This is a genomic window from Flavivirga amylovorans (assembly GCF_030540875.1).
GTDB lineage: Bacteria > Bacteroidota > Bacteroidia > Flavobacteriales > Flavobacteriaceae > Flavivirga > Flavivirga amylovorans.
Genome location: NZ_JAUOEM010000001.1, coordinates 243,376 through 262,904, shown reverse-complemented (window position 1 = coordinate 262,904; position 19,529 = coordinate 243,376). Strand labels below are relative to the sequence as shown.

Below are 19,529 nucleotides of genomic sequence, written 5' to 3'. Positions count from 1 at the left end.
TATAAAAAAATATTTGATTTCGCATTTAAAAGCTAAATGTTAAATAGTTGTCATTTCGACAGAGTGAAGAATGAGCGACGAGAAATCTTATAATTATGAGATCCCTCCTCATAAGCTTCGCTTCATATCTTCAAACAAAATATATTTTGTTTTCGATAATGTTTGGGATGACATACAAGCTCAAATGTCAATTCAAGCAATTTATAAATCAAAATTATATCGAACTCACAGTAATTCGATAGAATAAAAAATAAGTTGATGTATTTCGTTGTTAAAATAAACTTTCAATAATTATTGAAAGTTTAAAAATATTTTATATCTTTGTGCTATGGAATACCAAGAAGCAAAAGATAAATTTATTAGTACTTGGGGAAGTTTAGGGACATTGTGGGGTATAAATAAAGCGATGGCTCAAATACAATCACTTCTTTTTATTTCTACAAAACCATTATCTATGGAAGAAATTATGGAAGAGTTGAAAATATCTCGTGGAAATACTAGTATGAATTTACGTCAGCTTATGGATTGGGGAATTGTTACAAAAGAACTTATTCCAGGAGAACGTAAAGAGTTTTTCACAACAGAAAAAGATGTACAAGAATTAGCAAGACATATCGCTAAGGAAAGAAGTAGAAGAGAAATTAAACCTGTAATAAAAATATTGAAAGATGTTAGTTCTATTAAAGATGATGGCACAGAAAAAACAAAAGAACTCATTAAACAAACCAAAGCATTGCATGATTTAGCAGAAACAGCTGATGCCATGATGAATAAAATTGTGAATCAAGAACAAAACTGGATTACTAAATCTTTGCTTAAACTTATTAAATAAAAAAATTTAAAATATATTTTCAATATTTTCTGAAAGTTTAATAATAACAAAATGATACTACAAAAAACTCATAAAACGATTACCTATTTCATTGCAGCCATATGGATTATAAATGGCTTGTTTTGTAAAGTTCTAAATCTTATACCTAGACATGAACAAATTGTTTCAAAAATTATAGATAGAGACCACTCACAAAAATTAACAATTTTAATTGGTGTCTTAGAAATTTTAATGGCCATTTGGATATTAAGCAGTATAAAATCAAAGCTAAATACCGTATTACAAATAATAATTGTAGCTGTTATGAATACACTTGAATTCACACTTGTTCCAGATTTACTGCTTTGGGGAAAGTTCAACGCAGTCTTTGCGCTTATTTTCATCTTAATAGTGTATTTCAATAATTTTTATATGAATACGAAAATTCAAAAAAAACCTTATGCTATCATTTCTTAAAAACCATCCATTCTCTGTAGAATCATTTTTTGAGAGTTCTCTTGTTTTGACATTTGCTGTTCCGAAAGAAGAATTAGCGTCTCTTATCCCTGAGTGTTTAGAACTAGATATATTTCAAGACAAGTGGGCATTTATTGCTGTTGCCATGGTTCAAACTAAAAACTTGAGACCAAAAGGTTTCCCAAAGTTTATAGGCAATGATTTCTTCTTAATTGGTTATCGCATTTTTGTACGCTACACAACCAATAAAGGAAAACGTTTAAGAGGTTTATATATTTTAAAGTCTGAAACTGATAAAAAGAAAATGGCTCTTATGGGTAATATTTTTACTCATTATAATTACACTACAACAGACATTAATAAATCAGAAAAGAATGAGATAACTTCTATTAAATCGAAACTTAAAATTAGAATAAATACATCAGAAAATACTATTAACCTTCCTGTACAATCTCCATTTTCGAATTGGAAAGAAGCAAGACGGTTTGCTGGTCCCCTACCTTTTACTTTTACCTATAATAAAACAACTAAGGAAGTACTTATAATTGAAGGTGTAAGACAAAACTGGAAACCAAAACCTATTAAAGTAAGTGATTACCACGTAGGTTTCTTAGAATCTTTAAAAATTAAAAATTACGTTTTAGCAAATGCATTTATAATTGAAAACATTCCATATTACTGGAAAAAAGGAAAAATAGACTTATGGAAATAAAAAGAAGAAAATTTCAAGGGGTTTTAAATATTCTAAGCTTTAATAGACATTTCTACATTATAGGTCTAGGCATATTGAGCTTAGTTATAGGAAGCAAAATAATAATCGAATGGTATAATATTTTATTTTGGATTATTATAATAGCATTTTTATATGGGCTTATAATGCCACTTATAGTATCGGCTTATATATATGACTATTCTGGGTATTACAACTTTAATTGGCTAGAAAAATACACACTTTCAGATTCTAGAAAAAATTTAATAGTTAACATTAATGCAGGTTTTGATGAAACAAGCTTCATAATTAAGAGTAAGCTTCCACAATCAGATTTAAAAGTATTTGATTTTTATAATTCAAAAAAACATACAGAAGCAGCAATAATAAGAGCAAGAAAGGTCAGTTTAGTTTATCCAAATACCGAAGGAATAAAATCAAATATGATTCCTTTAGAAAACCAATCTGCTGATGTTATTTTTCTTTTGTCTGCGGTTCACGAAATAAGATCAAATGGAGAAAAAGTTGATTTTCTAAAAGAATGTCGTAGAATATGCAAACCTGATGGAAGAGTCATTATGGTTGAACATTTACGAGACTTACCAAATTTTTTAGCTTTTTCAGTAGGATACACTCATTTTTTCTCAAGAAAAACATGGAAAAGAGTATTTGATAAAGCTGGTTTCTCATCAGTTGAAGAAACTAAATTCACCTCATTCATGTCCGTATTCAACTGTTACTTATAAACCTTTAATTTTTTCACAAAATGGATATTCATTTAAATATAATTGGCAGCCTTTTAATTATACTGGCCTTAGTCCATAGCATATTTCCTAAATATTTTAACTGGAGAACAGAGCTTAAATCGCTAAGTTTAATGAATAGACAAATGATGATGGTTCACACATTCTTCATCGCCTTAACCGTCTTACTTATGGGGTTATTGTGCTTAACATCTCCAATAGAGATAATTGAAACTAATCTTGGTAAAAAGTTATCTCTAGGTCTAGGTATATTCTGGGTTATCAGATTATTTATGCAGCTTTTTGTGTACTCATCTAAGCTTTGGAAAGGCAAAACATTTGAAACAATAGTTCATATTATTTTTTTAATATTATGGACATACATTAGTACGATATTTCTATTTATATATTTCAAATAACATCATCAATTTAAACGATTGATTAAACCACTAAAAAAGTCATTTTTTTATCTTATTTTTGAAACTCAAAATAATTGCTTAGACAATGCCCAATCATCAAATTAATCCGAACCAATGGATCGATTTATATTCCGATTACCTATACAACTACACTATTACACGTGTTAGTGATAGAGAAATTGCACAGGATTTGGTACAAGACACTTTTTTTGCTGGTTTAAAATCAATGAAGAACTTTAAAGGTGAAGCCAGTGAACGTACTTGGTTAATATCTATTTTAAAGCGTAAAATCATAGATCATTACCGTAAAATAAATTCTAATAAAGGAAAGGCAGAGGTTCGCATTAGTTATAATGACGACTCTGAAACAGAAGGTGATTGGTTGGAAGAACGTGTTGCAGATCCGTTTGATAAAACTGCAGAAGACACGATGCAAAATAGCGAACTAGGCGATGCTATACATAACTGCTTGGGGAAATTACCAGAAAAACAAGCTGATGTTTTTAAAATGAAAACTATTCAAGGTTTTGAAACCGAAGTAATTTGTAATGAATTAAATATTACTGCGTCTAACCTTTGGGTAATCATTCACAGAGCTCGTACAGCCATGGCAGATTGCTTAAAAGAAAATTGGTTTTGATTATGAGTAAGAGTAAGATTTTTATTCCATGTGATGATGCAAATCATGTATGCGATAAAACACAATATAAAGAGGCTTCTTTATGGGAAATGATAAAACTTAATATACATTTAATATATTGTAGAGCCTGTAGAAAATATACAAAAAATAATACGAAACTTACTAAAGCTATAAAAAAATCTGACGTAGAATGTTTAGATAAAAAGAGCAAACTATCTATGAAACTAGATTTTGAAAAGGTTTTAAAAGAACATTCTAATTAATAGAATAAAAGTAATAGTATTAGCCATATAATTGGCACACCTTCTACCCAGAACGCACTATAGTTTTTTCCTTGTTTCATTTTAGAAAATACTAGTAATACTAGTGTAACAAGTGTTATTACTATTAGGATAATTATTTGTATATCATTTATTTCACTTTTAAATAAATCTAAAAAGAAAAATAAGAGCAGTAGTATACTTCCAATTATTTTTGTCAGTTTTATTCCAATTTTCTGAGGAATCGTTGATAATTTTAAACTATCGTATCTTAAATCTCTAATTTCAAAAGGCAACATTAAAACGATTATAAACAGATACCTTTGAATGGTTGTTAATATAACATCGGTGTCTATATAATAATAGTTATTTATTAAAGGAAGTAACACAGTAACACCAGCCCAAATCAAGGCTATTAAATAAATTTTTAACCCACCTATACTTCTTAAGTTATGTTGCTTATCCAAAAAAAAACGTTTTGGTAAAAAAGGAATTGCATATAAAAATGTGATAACAGCAAAACCACCGACACAAATTAAAGTTACAGAACTTAATTTTAGAGCGTAATAGCACATTAAAAGAAAACTAAAAAAGGAAAATATCTGGATCAATTTTAGCCAGCTTGCCAAACTTCTATGATGAAACTTTGCTATTCCAAAGTACTTCACAAAGTTATACCCAGTTATAGAAGCATAAAACACAAAGTAGAGGATGTTTTCATCATATTTAATGTCAAACTCTATAAGCGTAATCCAGGTTAACGAAAATACAGATAATGCCACATGGATACTGCTGTTTAAGTAGAAATTAAAAAGTTGTTTTATAAATTTCATAATGTAAAAATAGTTAAAGTGTTGATAACGCCTTCAAACGGTTAAAAACTTTCCATTTTATGCAATAAAACACATTAAATATTATGTATTTTTGCGAATTATATAATTAATTTCACTTTTAATGAATACAAACGCTTTTGCATTGCGTCATATTGGTCCTAGAGAAAGCGACCAAAACCTTATGTTAAAAACTCTTGGTGTTGATTCTTTAGATCAATTGATTTATGAGACAATTCCAGATGATATTCGCTTAAAAAATGGGTTGAATTTAGAAGCCCCTATGACTGAGCATGAATATTTACTTCATATTCATGAACTATCTAAAAAAAATAAAGCCTACAAAACATATATAGGTCTGGGGTATCACCCAACTATTTTACCAGCCGTAATTCAAAGAAATATTCTTGAAAATCCAGGTTGGTATACAGCTTACACACCATATCAAGCAGAAATTGCCCAAGGAAGACTAGAAGCACTTTTAAATTTTCAAACCATGGTTATAGACTTAACAGGTATGGAAATTGCAAATGCATCACTTCTAGATGAGAGTACGGCTGCTGCTGAGGCAATGAGTTTGCTATTTGCTGTGCGTGAACGTCAACAGAAAAAAGCAGGCATCAATAAGTTTTTTGTTTCTGAAAATATATTGCCTCAAACTTTATCACTATTACAAACAAGAGCGACTCCAATAGGTATTGAATTAGTTATTGGTAATGAAGACTCGTTCGATTTTTCATCAGAATTTTTCGGAGCCATATTACAATATCCAGGGAAAGATGGCCAAGTAACCGATATTAAAACTTTTATAACGAAGGCAAATGATGCTCAAATTAAAGTTGCAGTCGCTGCCGATATACTTAGTTTAGTCAAACTAGAAGCTCCTGGGAAATTTGGAGCAGATGTTGTTGTTGGTACCACACAACGTTTTGGTATTCCTATGGGGTATGGAGGGCCACATGCAGCATTCTTTGCTACTAAAGACGCTTACAAACGTGATTTACCAGGTAGAATTATTGGAGTAACCAAAGATAAAAATGGTAATAGAGCTTTGCGTATGGCTTTACAAACACGTGAACAACATATAAAAAGAGATAAAGCAACTTCTAATATCTGTACGGCTCAAGTTTTATTGGCTGTTATGGCGAGTATGTATGCTGTATATCATGGGCCTAAAGGTTTGCAGTTTATAGCTAACAAAGTTCACAACAAAGCTTCTGAACTGGCTAATGCTTTAAACAAATTAGGTTATAATCAAATTAACACATCATACTTTGATACGCTTCAAATAAAAACAAAGGCTAAAAAAATAAAAGCAATTGCCAAAGAGAAAAAAGTAAATTTACATTATCCAGATAAAGAAACTGTTATTATAGCAATTAATGAAACGACTTCTATTAGAGATATTAATTACTTAATCTCTGTTTTTGCAGAAGCTACCGAAAAAGAAAGAATTACTATTTCTGCCATTAACGACGCTAATAATATTTCAGACTCTATGCAAAGAACATCTGATTTCTTATCAACAGATGTTTTTAATACATATCATTCTGAAACCGAATTAATGCGTTACATCAAATTTCTTGAACGTAAAGATTTAGCATTAAATCATTCTATGATTTCTTTAGGGTCTTGTACCATGAAATTAAATGCAGCCTCAGAAATGCTGCCATTAAGTTGGTTTAAGTGGGGAAACATTCATCCGTTTACCCCTTTAAAACAAGCTAAAGGCTATTTAACAGTTCTAAAAGAACTAGAAGATCAATTAACAGAAATAACAGGTTTTGCTGCCACCTCATTGCAACCAAATTCTGGAGCACAAGGTGAATTTGCAGGACTTATGGTTATTAAAGCATATCATGAATCTCGTGGTGATCATCATAGAAATATCTGCTTAATTCCATCATCTGCACATGGTACAAACCCTGCAAGTGCTGTTATGGCCGGGATGAAAGTCATTGTTACAAAATCGACTGTAGAAGGAAATATTGATGTAGACGATTTACGTGAAAAGGCAGAATTACATAAAGATAATTTATCTGCCTTAATGGTAACATATCCATCTACACATGGTGTTTACGAATCTGCTATTAAAGAGATTACTCAAATTATTCATGATAACGGTGGGCAAGTTTATATGGACGGCGCAAACATGAATGCTCAGGTAGGATTGACAAACCCTGGTAACATTGGAGCCGATGTCTGTCATTTAAATTTACATAAAACATTTGCGATTCCTCACGGTGGCGGAGGCCCAGGAGTTGGTCCTATTTGTGTTGCAAAACAACTTGTACCATTTTTACCTGGTAATCCTATTATTAAAACTGGTGGTAAAGATGCGATCACAGCTATCTCAGCAGCGCCTTTTGGATCTGCTTTAGCATGCTTAATATCGTACGGTTATATTAAAATGTTAGGAGCAGAAGGTCTAACAGCGTCTACTAAAATTGCCATTTTAAATGCTAACTATATTAAACATCGCTTAGAAGGTAGTTTTGATACGCTATATTCTGGTGAACGAGGTCGTGCTGCACATGAAATGATTGTAGATTGTCGACCATTTAAAGCTCATGGTATCGAAGTAACAGATATCGCTAAACGTTTAATGGATTATGGCTTTCATGCACCAACTGTCTCTTTTCCTGTAGCTGGCACTTTAATGATTGAACCCACAGAAAGTGAAAGTAAAGCAGAAATCGATAGGTTTTGTGACGCTATGATTTCTATTAAAAAGGAAATTGATAATGCTACTAAAGATGATGACAATAATGTTTTAAAGAATGCACCTCATACATTAGATATGATAACATCTGATGAATGGTATTTTCCTTACTCTCGTGAAACCGCAGCCTTCCCCCTTGAGTATGTTAGAGATAACAAATTTTGGCCTAGTGTTAGGCGTGTAGATGATGCTTATGGAGATAGAAATTTAATATGCTCATGCATACCTATTGAAGCTTATGCAGAAGCATAAAGGCTCCTTGAACATCGTAAATTAAAATAAAACAAAATTTGCCTTTAATTTAAAACAAGTAACTTGTATCGATTACTAATACCAAGAAACAATTAAGGGCAAATTTTTCTCTCATGAATATTAAGATTACGGGAACAGGAAGTTATATTCCGGAAACTATTGAAAAGAATGAGGATTTCTATGAACATGAATTTTTAAATAGTGATGGTTCAATAATCAATTCTCCAAATGAAGTTATTGTTGAAAAGTTTAAAGCTATAACTGGTATCAACGAAAGGCGTTATGCTAAACCTGACCTAAACACATCTGATATTGCCTTCTTTGCTGCCGAAAAATCTATTGAAAATGCAAAAATCAACAAAGAGGATTTAGATTATATTATTGTTGCTCATAATTATGGTGATGTTAAATACAACACTGAGCAAAGTGACACGGTGCCAAGTATAGCTTCCAGAGTAAAACATCTTTTAAAAATTGAAAATTCAAAATGTGTTGGGTATGATCTTTTATTTGGTTGTCCAGGATGGATAGAAGGTGTTATTCAAGCAAATGCTTTTATAAAATCTGGCATTGCTAAAAAGTGTCTGGTTATTGGAGCAGAAACCCTATCTCGTATAATAGATAAACATGATAGAGATTCCATGATTTATAGTGATGGTGCTGGGGCTGTAGTTATTGAAAACACAAACGAGACAGGCGGTATTATTGCTCATGAGACAGCAACTTTTACCTTAAATGAATCTCATTTTATTTATTTTGGTGAAACCAATAACCATGAAATAGATGAAAAGCGTCGATACATAAAAATGTATGGCAGAAAGATTTATGAGTTTGCATTAAATAATGTGCCTTTAGCCATGAAGTCATGCCTTGAAAAAAGCGGTGTTGATATTAAAGACGTAAAAAAAATACTCATCCATCAAGCTAATGAAAAAATGGATGAAGCTATAGTAAAACGTTTCTATAAATTACACAACTTAGAGATGCCAGAAAGTATTATGCCTATGACCATTGGCAAACTAGGCAATTCAAGTGTTGCAACTGTTCCTACTTTATATGATATGATACTAAAAGGTGATATAGCAAACCAAACGATAAGCAAAGGTGATGTCATTATTTTTGCAAGTGTTGGAGCAGGCATGAACATAAATGCCATTGTTTATAAGCATTAATAATTGCCCTACCTTATAGTTCTAAAAATTTTATCTATCCAATAATTCAACGAATAGATTAACTTAAGTTTAAAAACAATGTAAACCATTGCCAAAATAAATGCGCATGACTTTACTAATATGCTAACAATATTATTCTGCATTTCTGGTATCCAATAAAAAACCATACCTACAAAAAGAGTTATTAAAAATAAATTAAAGTACGCTTTATCAAAAGGTAATATTTTAAATTTCTTATAAATATAAAATATCTTGAATAGGTTAAAAACTGCCATCGCAATAAATGAAGCCCAAGCCACGCCTATTATTCCATAATCTGTTAGGATTAAGACGTATAAATTCAATCCAATATTTAAAACAACTAAAATTAAAATTAAAATAATATTAGTCCTATAGTACTTAGAATATGAAATAATTTCAGAACTAAAACCTGTAGACATATTAAATAAAACATTAGCTCCCAGTATAAAGATAATAGGTATCGTATCAACTAACTTATCATACGTTGGTAATAATTCAAAAAACGAGTCTATACCTAAAACAATGGCTCCATATAAAATGGCACCAACAAAAAATAGGAGTTTAGCGTTTTCAACATACTTTGTGCCTAGCATATCAATATCTTGATTCTTTATATATTTAGAAACTAATGGTGCATAAATTGAAAATACTCCTGTTGCCGGAATGGCTATTACTGAAGCTAAAGTAACGCCAATACGATATGTTCCATTGGCTTCAAAAGAAAGAAATTCGGGAATCATTAGCGCATCTAGACGAAACGCTAAAAAAGATCCAAAACTCCCTAAAAAAGCAAAAAAACTATATCTATAATATTCCTTCTTAGGTATTTGTGAAAAAAGTGATTTAAAACGAAAGTCTAAACTAATTTTATAATGTTTAAAAACATATATAGATAAACAGCCTAAAAGGATAAAATAAGAAATAATAAGAGCAACTAAGGCTTCTTCAACTTCAAAGAAACCTGACAGTAGTAAAATAAAGACTGTTGGCAATGCTATTTTGGGTATGATCTTTTCAAATAAGGTAGGTATGGATAGTTTATTAAGATTGGTTGCTTGACGTTTAAATAACTCGATAAATGCTAATGATATTCCTATAGGAAAAGCATAAAACACATATTTATAATTTTCTATCGTAAAAAAAGTGCCTACTATTAGCACCCCAAAAAAAAGAACACTACTTATCACAAATATTGTGGCTATACCATATTTGAATAACTGTCTTTGATTAGTGTTACTAACTGTTGGGTAAAAATTAATTAATGCTTGACCTGCACCAAATATCATTACTGGAAATAATAATCCTGCAATGGCATAAATGTAACCGAAAATCCCTAGAAACTCCTTGTCTTTGGGGTATATAAAAACCGTGGAAATAACACCAATGGCTATACCCAAATAATTAATTATTGTAAACCAAAATACTTGCTTTTGTTCACTCGTATTTTTCATGTTTTATATCCTCCTCGTTTTTTTATAATACTAAAGGCCTTCACCTTCAATACTAAATAATAGGTACTTAATTTAAAAAATAATTGTATTACTTGAGGCAACGTATAATATTTATAAAAATATTTTGGCAAGCCAAAAACCGACCGAAAACCCTTTAAATAGGCTACGAACAAGGAATAATTAACATTTAAGACGTCTCCTAGTATCTTATATTTAGATTGAATACTGTCTTTGTTAAAGTTTCTTATAATATCCCTGTCATGACAAATTTTTGCATCTTTTACAATGACAGTTTTATAACGATGATATTGTACTCTATCTACATAATTTCGATCTTCACCATAGTGGTTAAACATAGGTTCAAAGTATCCCACTTTTTCAATGACTTGCTTAGAAATTAACCATGCTGCTGCATTTACAAAAGGGACTTCATCTACGTTTTCTGAAATAGCATTAGTCTTTCTGTTCCAATAAGTTTCAAAATTTTCATCTAATACATTTTCATCTCTTGAAAAATGAAGTGGACTTAAAATCCCATAATTTTCATCAAGCTCAGCAACTCTAATTAAATTTCCGATAGTTTCTGGATACACCCACGTATCTTGATTTAGAAGAAAGACATAATCGGCACCTTGTTCTAATGCCTCTTTAATTCCTAAATTATTAGCTTTTCCAAACCCGAGGTTCTTTTCACTTAAAATTAATTGTACATCGGAAAATGATTTTACGATCTCAACCGTATTATCTGAAGAACTATTGTCAATTACAATCGTTTTAATAGGAAATAGCGATTGTTTTAAACTTTCTAAATTTTTAACAAGCCACTTTTCTCCGTTATAGGAAACAATGACAACAAAAATGTTTTTTTCAAAAATACCCATATTACAAAACAAAAATAAAGATATTTGTAAGTTAATTAGCTAGATCTATGAATTTTTACATAATCATTCCTGCCCATAACGAGCAAAGCTCTATTGGGGCTACTTTAGACTCTTTGGTTAAGCAATCTTTAAAACCAAAACGTCTCGTGGTAGTAAATGATAATTCTACAGACAAGACCCAGAATATTGTTGAAGGGTATGCAAAAAAACACGATTGGATTCATTTAATAAATTCTAAATCATCTGATAAGCATTTACCAGGCTCTAAGATTATTAATGCCTTTTATAAAGGTTATGAGATCTTAGATGATAACTACGATGTGATTTGCAAGTTTGATGCTGATCTCATTTTTCCAAATAATTATTTAGAACAATTATCTAATCATTACAATAAAAATGAAAAACTAGGTATGGTTTCGGGCTTCTGCTATATAGAAAAGAATAATAATTGGATTTTAGAAAACTTAACACGAAAAGATCATATTCGTGGTGCATTAAAAGCCTATAGAAAAGCATGTTTTCTTCAAATAGGCAAGCTGAAACCTTCCATGGGCTGGGATACTGTAGATGAGTTACTGGCCAAATTTTATAATTGGGATATTTTAACTGATGACTCTTTAAAAGTAAAACACCTAAAACCAACTGGTGTCAGTTATAATAAAGCTTCAAAATATTTACAAGGAGAAGCCATGTACAAAATGCGTTATGGGTTTACAATTACTCTAATTTCAGCTATAAAACTAGCCTATAAAAAAGGGAGTTTTACTTTATTTAGAAATTACATATCCGGCTATTTAAAAGCTAAAAAAAGTAAAGTTTCATATTTGGTATCAGAACAAGAAGGTATATTTATTCGTAATTTACGTTGGAAAGGGATTCTAAGTAAGTTTAAATAAAATGTCATAACTATAATCGAAGCATCTCATTGCAAAAAGATTATTCACTTCATTCTGAATAAACGTTTGTTTCAATTAAAGCTCCAACCTTTATAACTACTCGAAGATTCAAGTTGAGTTTCTAAAGTATCATCTAATTGGGGAAAGAAATCTATACCTGTTAAAGTTTCAATAGTATCTACAGAAACAACAAATTCGTATAATGGTGCTTTCGATTCTTTATGAGGCATTAAAAATGCTATCATTTTTGTTTTACCAAAATTATTGTCGATTAACACTTTATAAAACTGATTTGGAACTGATACTTCGTCATCACCTATAGTATTCATCTGCCCTTTTAAAACACCCCCTGTAACTACAAAAACTCCATCGTATTTATTGGCCCAATAGCGCACTTTCTGTTCCAGTTTATTCCAAATACCAGAATTAAACTCATGCTCTTGTGGACTAATATTACTTGTTAAAAATGTTTCATCATGAGCCATTTTGCTATATCGCCTATCTCCAGCCGGACATAGATGTCCACGATCGTATCCAGAGTTCTTGTAGCTTCTCCAATGTGCTGCACCCGTTTTTACTGCTTTATCAATTTCAAAATAAGGGCGTTTAAAATTGCTGTTTGATAAATGGGCTTTTTTTAATTCATAAGCAACCCATTCTGCTTGTTCGTGTGGTTCACTATAAGACAATGAATATCCTTCATGATGAATTATTTGACCTGTTGTAGTAGTTGGCAAGAAATATTCATTCGTATTATCTTTAGCTTCTTTACCAGTTTCAACAATTTCGACCGTTTCTTCTTCCTCTAAAAAATGCTCATAGCCGTATATTCCAAAAACAATAAGAATTGCTATTAGCGAATAAATAGTCTTTTTATTCATAACTAATCTAAAACAAACTCTAATGGTTGGCCAGTTGCTCCGTTTGGAAAACTAATACTTAAAAGTGCAGACATCGTGGGTGCAATATCTGTTATTACTGTTTTTTGAAAAGTCTGACCTTTCTTTATCCCTTTACCAAAAAACAAAAGCGGTACATGAGTATCATAATTCAAACCACTACCATGCGTAGATCCCGTTTTTCCATAGGAAATATAGGCTGGATCATTTACTAATAATATATCTCCTGATCTTTTTTGATTAAATCCATTTTGTAATAGTTCTTCTATTCCGGTAGTAAAATCAGTAGAACTCATCGTTGTTGCTGTATAGCCCTTTGAAATATTTTTATATGTTATTTGTTCATTCACAATCGCTTCTTGAACATCACTTAAATTTAATCCTAACGCTTTAATTTTCTCCCTATTTAAGAAAATCTGATTATTACTAATGTTTTCCAGAATATCTGTTGTTCCATAGGTATCTTTTAGGAATTTTTGGAATTTTTCTTTGCGTTCGGAGTTCTTTAAATACCCAGCAGGAATTTTAACAGATTGTAAATATGAAGGTACATCTACTGCACCATGATCTGCAGTTAAAAACACAGTATACATTCCTTTCCCTACTTTGGTATCAAGAATAGTAAATAGTCTTTCTAAATCTTTATCTAAACGCAGATAAGTATCTTCAATTTCTTTTGAGTTTACTCCAAAATTATGCCCTATATAATCTGTACTAGAATAACTAACTGTTAAAACATCCGTGATGGCATCTTCTCCTAATTGTTCTCCATCTAATGCTGCTAAAGCGAAATCTGTAGTTAAACTATTTCCATAAGCAGTAGACTTTAAAATATCAAAGCCTCCATTTTCTTTTTTTAACGCCTTTAAGTCATAAGGAAATGTTGCTGTTTCTTTTCCTTTAAACCCACCTTCAAATGAATTTAAATCACTTCCACTCTCTACGTACGAATCGATATCATATAAAGTATTCCAAACTTTAAAATAAGATTCAGCTGCATCAGATCTATTAAAATCTTTTACCCATTTTGGTAAATCGTTCATATAAAACGAACTGGATATCCAATGACCTTTATCCTTCCCATGAAACCAATAAGCTGCATTCGCCGTATGACCTGCCGGTAAAATAGCACCTCTGTCTTTAATAGAAATACCAATGGTCTTACCTCTCATTTGAGTAAACAATCTATTCTCATCGGTAAATGTTGATGTTTTCATCCTGTGAGGAGACATCTTGCCTGCTGTACTTTTGGTTCCAACGGATTGAACAGAACGATCTCCAGCGCAATACACCATTTCTTTAATTTCTTTATCGTACCAATTATTACCAATAATGCCATGATATTTTGGTGTTGTACCAGTATAAACCGATGTATGCCCTGGCCCTGTATAAGTTGGGATATAATTAAAATGATTGTTTTTACAATTAAAACCTTCATTTATCATACGTTTAAAACCGCCTTGACCAAATTTATTATAAAAGCGTGTTAGATAATCATATCGCATTTGGTCTACTACAATGCCTACAACTAATTTTGGATTAGTTTTTATTACATCTTTAACTACTAAGTTGTCATTTGAAACACTTTGCGCCTTACTGGACATGCAAAAAAAGAAAACGAAAACAAGCGAAAATATATTTTTTAACATAATGATTTTGTTTTTACAATTCAAAAATACAGTTTTTAAAACATCAAAATTTAAAATTAAGGTTAAATACCATTAACTTTTTTTTACTTTAGCATTAACAAATTTTCATATGACATACCTTCATAATATTGGTGCATATTTTTTAATGATTGTTGAGATGTTTCGCAAGCCAACTAAATGGTCTGTGATGAAAAAGTTGATATTTAAAGATATTGATGACTTAATCATAGGTTCGCTTGGTATTATAGCATTTATATCATTCTTTGTTGGCGGTGTTATAACAATTCAAACCGCTCTAAACATAAACAATCCTCTTATTCCTAAATATTTGGTCGGATTTGCTACCAAACAATCTATTATACTAGAATTTGCCCCAACTTTCACGTCCATAATAATGGCTGGAAAAGTTGGTTCTTTTATAACATCCAGTATAGGTACCATGCGCGTTACTGAGCAAATAGATGCTTTAGAAGTTATGGGTATAAACTCTTTAAATTATCTGGTTTTACCAAAAACAATCGCACTATTTCTTTACCCTTTTGCTATTGCAATAGGCATGTTCTTAGGCATTCTTGGAGGTATGGCAGCCTGTGTATTTGGAGGTTACACATCATTAGAAGACTATGTTTTAGGAATCCAAACTGATTTTGAAGCTTTTCATATAATCTATTCTTTTATAAAAACGTTTGTATTTGCATTTCTTCTTGCTACAATTCCCTCTTTTCATGGTTATTATATGAAAGGTGGTGCACTTGAAGTAGGTAAAGCAAGTACAACGTCTTTTGTTTGGACATCGGTTGTAATAATACTCATAAATTATATATTAACTGATATGATGTTAGGCTCATGATAGAAGTGAAAAATTTACATAAATCATTTAGTGGTGTTGAAGTTTTAAAAGGCATTAGCACAAACTTTGAAAAAGGAAAAACAAACCTTATAATTGGTCAGAGTGGTTCTGGAAAAACCGTTTTCCTTAAATGTTTACTTGGTTTGTTTAATTATGAAGAAGGCTCTATTGCTTATGATGGAAAAATATTCTCGCAATTAACCGAAGATGAAAAACGAAATCTACGTGCCGAAATTGGCATGGTATTTCAAGGAAGTGCTTTATTTGATTCAATGACAATAGCAGAGAATGTTATGTTTCCACTACAAATGTTTGCGGATCAAAGTAAAAGCGAAATGGAAGACCGTGTAGACTTTGTTTTAAAGCGCGTTAATCTAGACAACGCTCATAATAAGATGCCTAGTGAAGCCTCTGGAGGTATGCAAAAAAGAGTTGCTATTGCCAGAGCTATAGTAAACAATCCTAAATATTTGTTTTGTGATGAGCCAAATTCTGGATTAGATCCTAAAACGGCTATCGTTATAGATAACCTTATCCAAGAGATTACAGATGAATACCAAATTACAACTGTAATTAATTCACACGATATGAATTCTGTGATGGAAATTGGTGAAAAAATCGTGTTCTTAAAAGATGGATTAAAAGCCTGGGAAGGTTCTAATAAAACCATTTTCAAAACAGATAATGAAGTAGTTACTGACTTTGTATATTCTTCTGAGCTTATGAAAAAAGTTCGTCAAATGTATATAGAGGAGAAGCAGTAATTAAAATTGGATTTTCATAATATAGATTAAATAGCAATGCACTAAATATTGCTCACTTTAAACTATAGTATTATGAAAAAAATTGTATCGAAAACATATAAATTTCCAATAAAAATGCTTCTCGATACAAAACTCTTCCAGAATTTCACGAAGTGACATCCTGAACTTCTTAAGCAAGATTCACGCTAAATTAGCTTAAGTGATGAAAGGAAAAGCGGGAAGAATTTATTTTCCACTTTTCTTCATCATACTTATTATTTTCTATTAAAAATCACAAATTGAGCTTGTAACTCATAACATTGTTATGAAAAAATGTTGGAACAAGTAACATTTGTGTTTCTGGAATATAATCGATATCAGCCGCGTAAATATTATCCTCTCGTGTATCGAGCAACAATGTTTTTTGCCAATTATTTGAATCAATATAAAAAACTTGTCCTTTCCAATCGGATACAATAAAATCACCATTCTTTAATCTTACAATACCATCTCCATGACCAATACCTTCGGTAAGCACTTTAGACGTATTTGAATTAAGATTATAAACTCCAAAACATTGTCTTCCGGAATCTGCAAAGAATATATCTTCTTTTTGATCTAGTAAGCCATTTAATCTCCCTTCTTTACCCATATTAAGAATACTAATTTCTCCACGCTTTAAAACATAAATCGAATTGGTATTTGATCCTGATGCATATACAACTCCTTCTGTGCTTACTGTAATATCATTTAATTGCGGCTCTCCTTCGACAGTATAAGTGTTAATTATTTTTTGTTCTTTGATATCTATTTCTACAATTCTATCGATGTCATTTACGTATAATTTGTCTTCAAAAATTCCCATACCTTTAGGACCACTTAACCCTTCTATCCATTTTAATTCTATGATATTTCCTTTTGTATCTATAGTCGATATAAAGCCATTATTATCTTTTTCCCACGGAGATTGATTAACATTTGCAACAAAAATGGTCTTTAATGCTTTACTATATAAGGTAGATTCACTAGTCGTTAGAAGTGTATCTGTTTCCCAGACTAAACTCAAAGTTGGTGTTTTTTTTAAATTTTCTTTGACAGCCTTATTTGGTAGCGTTTCTTTTTTTTGTTTACATGAAACTCCTAATAATAGAATCACTAAAAAGATTCCTAAAACTTGCTTTTTCATTATACTTTATATTTAAAATTTAAAAACTAATCACCGCTTTAAATCGCCTTATACTTCAAAACTACAGAGCCACTTACATGATCATGAATCGCCTTTCCTTTTTCATTTCCGCTAACAGTAAGAAGTGAAATCCATCCCAATAAAAACTTACAAATAAATCGAATTATTGCTTTTGAAAAGTGCACATTTCTTTGCTCGTTACCTTCTCTTTTAACCATAATATCACTAAAAAAGTGACCGACTGTTGCTCCATAAAAAGAAATAAGGATTGGTTCGTAAATTAAGAAGAGACATGCAAAAACGGAAATTCTAATATAATTAGGAACCTCATCAAATAAATTTAAAACTTCGGTAACCGAATACATTAAAACAATAATTACAATCCCATCAATAGTTGCTGCTTTAACTCTTGAAAAAATCTTTGCATACTTATCTTCCATAATTAATTTCTTTTAAGTACCAAAGTATCTAATTTCAGTTTTTGTTTCATCCATTTACTAAGTTCTCTTTCCTTTATTAAAAGGGAACTGTCTTTTAAAGATTTTCTCCATTTTATATGGGCCACAGCTATGGTATCAATCTTAATAAAATCTTTAGATTCAAGCATTTTCGCATAACTAAAATATTGTAAATCGCTAAACCTTACTTTTGCATCTCGTGATAAATTAGTAAATGATACTGAATTCTTTTGGGACGTATTACTTTCTATTTGTTTATTTAATTCTGTAATTTCAACTTGCAAACCTGCAATTTGTTTTTGCAACCCAGAAATAACATTATCCTTACTGTCTAATTCTTTAATAGCCCTATCATAAGCATCAGATATTTTATCAAAACTTCTGTTTTTATTTCCATTTATTTCAAGATCAAATTCTTTAATCTTTTCATAACGTTTTAATTCATTTCTTAAATCCGCTTCAGTTGCATCCAATATTTCCCCATTGAAATAAAGCGTTATTTTTTTATCATCAGTATTTAATGTCCCATTTTGAAACCATAACTCTGGATTAGATGTAATCTCGTCCTTAACAAAATTATTATAATCATTTTCAAAACCACTTAATTTTATAAAATCAACAAACGTCCATATAGCAGGTGCCATAACTAATATTGCTAATATGGATGCAAGTTGTGCTATACGCTTTCTCTTTTTAGAGTTAGCATATTTCAGCATTGGAAAACGCAGCACTTTCAACACTATAAATGTAGCCAGTGCTATAAAAATGGTATTGATAGTAAACAAATACATGGCTCCTACAAAATAATCCCAATTGTGAGCTAATCCATAACCTGCTGTACATAAAGGAGGCATTAAAGCCGTAGCAATTGCAACCCCAAAAATAACTGAAGCAATAGTTCCTTTTTTGGTACGGGCAATAATTAATGCCAAACCTCCAAAAAAGGCTATAAGAACATCTCTAACATCTGGTTTTGTACGACCAAAAAGCTCATTTGTAACTAAATCTGCTGTTGGAAAAAACTTAAAAAACAAATACGCCGTTAATAAACTTAAAACAATCATCGTTGCTAAGTTTACTAAGGATTTTCTTAGGGTGTCAATATCGTTAATGGCAATAGAAAGTCCTACTCCAAGGATAGGCCCCATTAATGGAGAAATTAACATCGCACCGATAACGACAGCAGTAGAATTTGCATTTAAGCCAACAGAAGCCACAAAGATTGAGCAAATTAAAATCCATGCCGTAGCTCCCTTAAATGGGATATCTTTTTTTATAGCCTCAATAGTCGCATCCCTATCGGTATCATCTCTAAAGTCAAGTAGTTCACTAAAGAACGTTTTTATACTTTGAAATAACCCTTTAGCATCTTTTTTTACGGCTTCTTTTGATTGTTCAACCGCTTTATCCTGATTCGTCTCCTCATCAGAAAAATTGAATTTACTTTCTTCACTCATAAT

The 19,529-nt window shown here is 31.1% G+C and carries 19 protein-coding genes; 11 read left to right on the top strand and 8 right to left on the bottom strand.

Annotated elements, in window-relative coordinates; all coding sequences use genetic code 11:
- Positions 1-328: 328 nt before the first annotated feature.
- The 6 genes from Q4Q39_RS00975 to Q4Q39_RS00945 all read left to right on the top strand — a co-directional run bounded on the left by Q4Q39_RS00975 (position 329) and on the right by Q4Q39_RS00945 (position 4,062).
- Positions 329-832, top strand: coding sequence for a GbsR/MarR family transcriptional regulator (locus Q4Q39_RS00975; RefSeq protein ID WP_303280506.1), 504 nt, complete (start codon positions 329-331; stop codon positions 830-832).
- Between the two features lie 51 nt (positions 833-883).
- Positions 884-1,288 carry a DoxX-like family protein gene (locus Q4Q39_RS00970; protein ID WP_303280505.1) on the top strand — a complete coding sequence of 135 codons (405 nt, stop codon included), beginning with the start codon at positions 884-886 and terminating at the stop codon, positions 1,286-1,288.
- Complete coding sequence (locus Q4Q39_RS00965; protein ID WP_303280504.1) at positions 1,272-2,000, top strand: DUF2071 domain-containing protein; 729 nt, start codon at positions 1,272-1,274, stop codon at positions 1,998-2,000. The genes Q4Q39_RS00970 and Q4Q39_RS00965 overlap by 17 nt, the downstream gene beginning before the upstream one ends.
- Positions 1,991-2,743, top strand: a complete 753-nt coding sequence (locus Q4Q39_RS00960) for a class I SAM-dependent methyltransferase (RefSeq protein ID WP_303280503.1) — start codon at positions 1,991-1,993, stop codon at positions 2,741-2,743. Before Q4Q39_RS00965 ends, Q4Q39_RS00960 begins: the two co-directional genes overlap by 10 nt.
- 501 nt (positions 2,744-3,244) lie before the next feature.
- Positions 3,245-3,799 (top strand): sigma-70 family RNA polymerase sigma factor, encoded by a 555-nt coding sequence (locus Q4Q39_RS00950; protein ID WP_303280501.1) that lies wholly within the window; start codon positions 3,245-3,247, stop codon positions 3,797-3,799.
- A 2-nt stretch (positions 3,800-3,801) separates the two neighbouring features.
- Entirely contained in the window at positions 3,802-4,062 is a 261-nt protein-coding gene (locus tag Q4Q39_RS00945) for a hypothetical protein (protein WP_303280500.1), read from the top strand.
- On the opposite strand, the gene Q4Q39_RS00940 is transcribed toward Q4Q39_RS00945, so the two are convergent.
- Positions 4,059-4,892 (bottom strand): UbiA prenyltransferase family protein, encoded by an 834-nt coding sequence (locus tag Q4Q39_RS00940; RefSeq protein ID WP_303280499.1) that lies wholly within the window; start codon positions 4,890-4,892, stop codon positions 4,059-4,061. The genes Q4Q39_RS00945 and Q4Q39_RS00940 overlap by 4 nt on opposite strands.
- Positions 4,893-5,013: 121 nt before the next feature.
- On the opposite strand from Q4Q39_RS00940, the gene gcvP reads away from it, so the two are divergent.
- Positions 5,014-7,863 carry an aminomethyl-transferring glycine dehydrogenase gene (gene gcvP / locus Q4Q39_RS00935; RefSeq protein WP_303280498.1) on the top strand — a complete coding sequence of 950 codons (2,850 nt, stop codon included), beginning with the start codon at positions 5,014-5,016 and terminating at the stop codon, positions 7,861-7,863.
- A gap of 113 nt (positions 7,864-7,976) precedes the next feature.
- Positions 7,977-9,035, top strand: coding sequence for a 3-oxoacyl-ACP synthase III family protein (locus Q4Q39_RS00930; protein ID WP_303280497.1), 1,059 nt, complete (start codon positions 7,977-7,979; stop codon positions 9,033-9,035).
- An 8-nt stretch (positions 9,036-9,043) separates the two neighbouring features.
- Here the strand turns inward: Q4Q39_RS00930 and Q4Q39_RS00925 are convergent, their stop codons facing one another.
- Both Q4Q39_RS00925 and Q4Q39_RS00920 read right to left on the bottom strand, forming a co-directional pair.
- On the bottom strand, positions 9,044-10,507 hold the full coding sequence (locus tag Q4Q39_RS00925) for a lipopolysaccharide biosynthesis protein (protein ID WP_303280496.1): 1,464 nt from the start codon (positions 10,505-10,507) through the stop codon (positions 9,044-9,046).
- The gene (locus Q4Q39_RS00920; protein WP_303280495.1) at positions 10,504-11,388 is read right to left on the bottom strand and encodes a glycosyltransferase family 2 protein; all 885 of its coding nucleotides are present in this window, start codon (positions 11,386-11,388) and stop codon (positions 10,504-10,506) included. The genes Q4Q39_RS00925 and Q4Q39_RS00920 overlap by 4 nt, the downstream gene beginning before the upstream one ends.
- A gap of 47 nt (positions 11,389-11,435) precedes the next feature.
- Between Q4Q39_RS00920 and Q4Q39_RS00915 the strand changes: the two genes are divergently transcribed.
- Positions 11,436-12,284 (top strand): glycosyltransferase family 2 protein, encoded by an 849-nt coding sequence (locus Q4Q39_RS00915; RefSeq protein WP_303280494.1) that lies wholly within the window; start codon positions 11,436-11,438, stop codon positions 12,282-12,284.
- A gap of 71 nt (positions 12,285-12,355) precedes the next feature.
- Here Q4Q39_RS00915 and Q4Q39_RS00910 read toward each other — a convergent pair whose 3' ends face one another.
- Together Q4Q39_RS00910 and pafA are read right to left on the bottom strand one after the other, a co-directional pair.
- The gene (locus Q4Q39_RS00910; protein WP_303280493.1) at positions 12,356-13,165 is read right to left on the bottom strand and encodes a DNA/RNA non-specific endonuclease; all 810 of its coding nucleotides are present in this window, start codon (positions 13,163-13,165) and stop codon (positions 12,356-12,358) included.
- Between the two features lie 2 nt (positions 13,166-13,167).
- Complete coding sequence (gene pafA / locus Q4Q39_RS00905) at positions 13,168-14,832, bottom strand: alkaline phosphatase PafA (protein ID WP_303280492.1); 1,665 nt, start codon at positions 14,830-14,832, stop codon at positions 13,168-13,170.
- Positions 14,833-14,941: 109 nt separating this feature from the next.
- Between pafA and Q4Q39_RS00900 the strand changes: the two genes are divergently transcribed.
- Both Q4Q39_RS00900 and Q4Q39_RS00895 read left to right on the top strand, forming a co-directional pair.
- On the top strand, positions 14,942-15,682 hold the full coding sequence (locus Q4Q39_RS00900) for an MlaE family ABC transporter permease (protein WP_303280491.1): 741 nt from the start codon (positions 14,942-14,944) through the stop codon (positions 15,680-15,682).
- Positions 15,679-16,446, top strand: a complete 768-nt coding sequence (locus Q4Q39_RS00895; RefSeq protein WP_303280490.1) for an ABC transporter ATP-binding protein — start codon at positions 15,679-15,681, stop codon at positions 16,444-16,446. The genes Q4Q39_RS00900 and Q4Q39_RS00895 overlap by 4 nt, the downstream gene beginning before the upstream one ends.
- Before the next feature lie 271 nt (positions 16,447-16,717).
- Here the strand turns inward: Q4Q39_RS00895 and Q4Q39_RS00890 are convergent, their stop codons facing one another.
- The 3 genes from Q4Q39_RS00890 to Q4Q39_RS00880 are packed head-to-tail and all read right to left on the bottom strand — an operon-like array spanning position 16,718 to position 19,526.
- Entirely contained in the window at positions 16,718-17,611 is an 894-nt protein-coding gene (locus Q4Q39_RS00890) for a YncE family protein (RefSeq protein ID WP_303280489.1), read from the bottom strand.
- A gap of 38 nt (positions 17,612-17,649) precedes the next feature.
- Complete coding sequence (locus Q4Q39_RS00885; protein WP_303280488.1) at positions 17,650-18,051, bottom strand: RDD family protein; 402 nt, start codon at positions 18,049-18,051, stop codon at positions 17,650-17,652.
- A 2-nt stretch (positions 18,052-18,053) separates the two neighbouring features.
- A complete protein-coding gene (locus tag Q4Q39_RS00880) occupies positions 18,054-19,526 on the bottom strand; it encodes a DUF389 domain-containing protein (protein ID WP_303280487.1) in 1,473 nt (490 codons plus the stop codon).
- Positions 19,527-19,529: the final 3 nt, after the last annotated feature.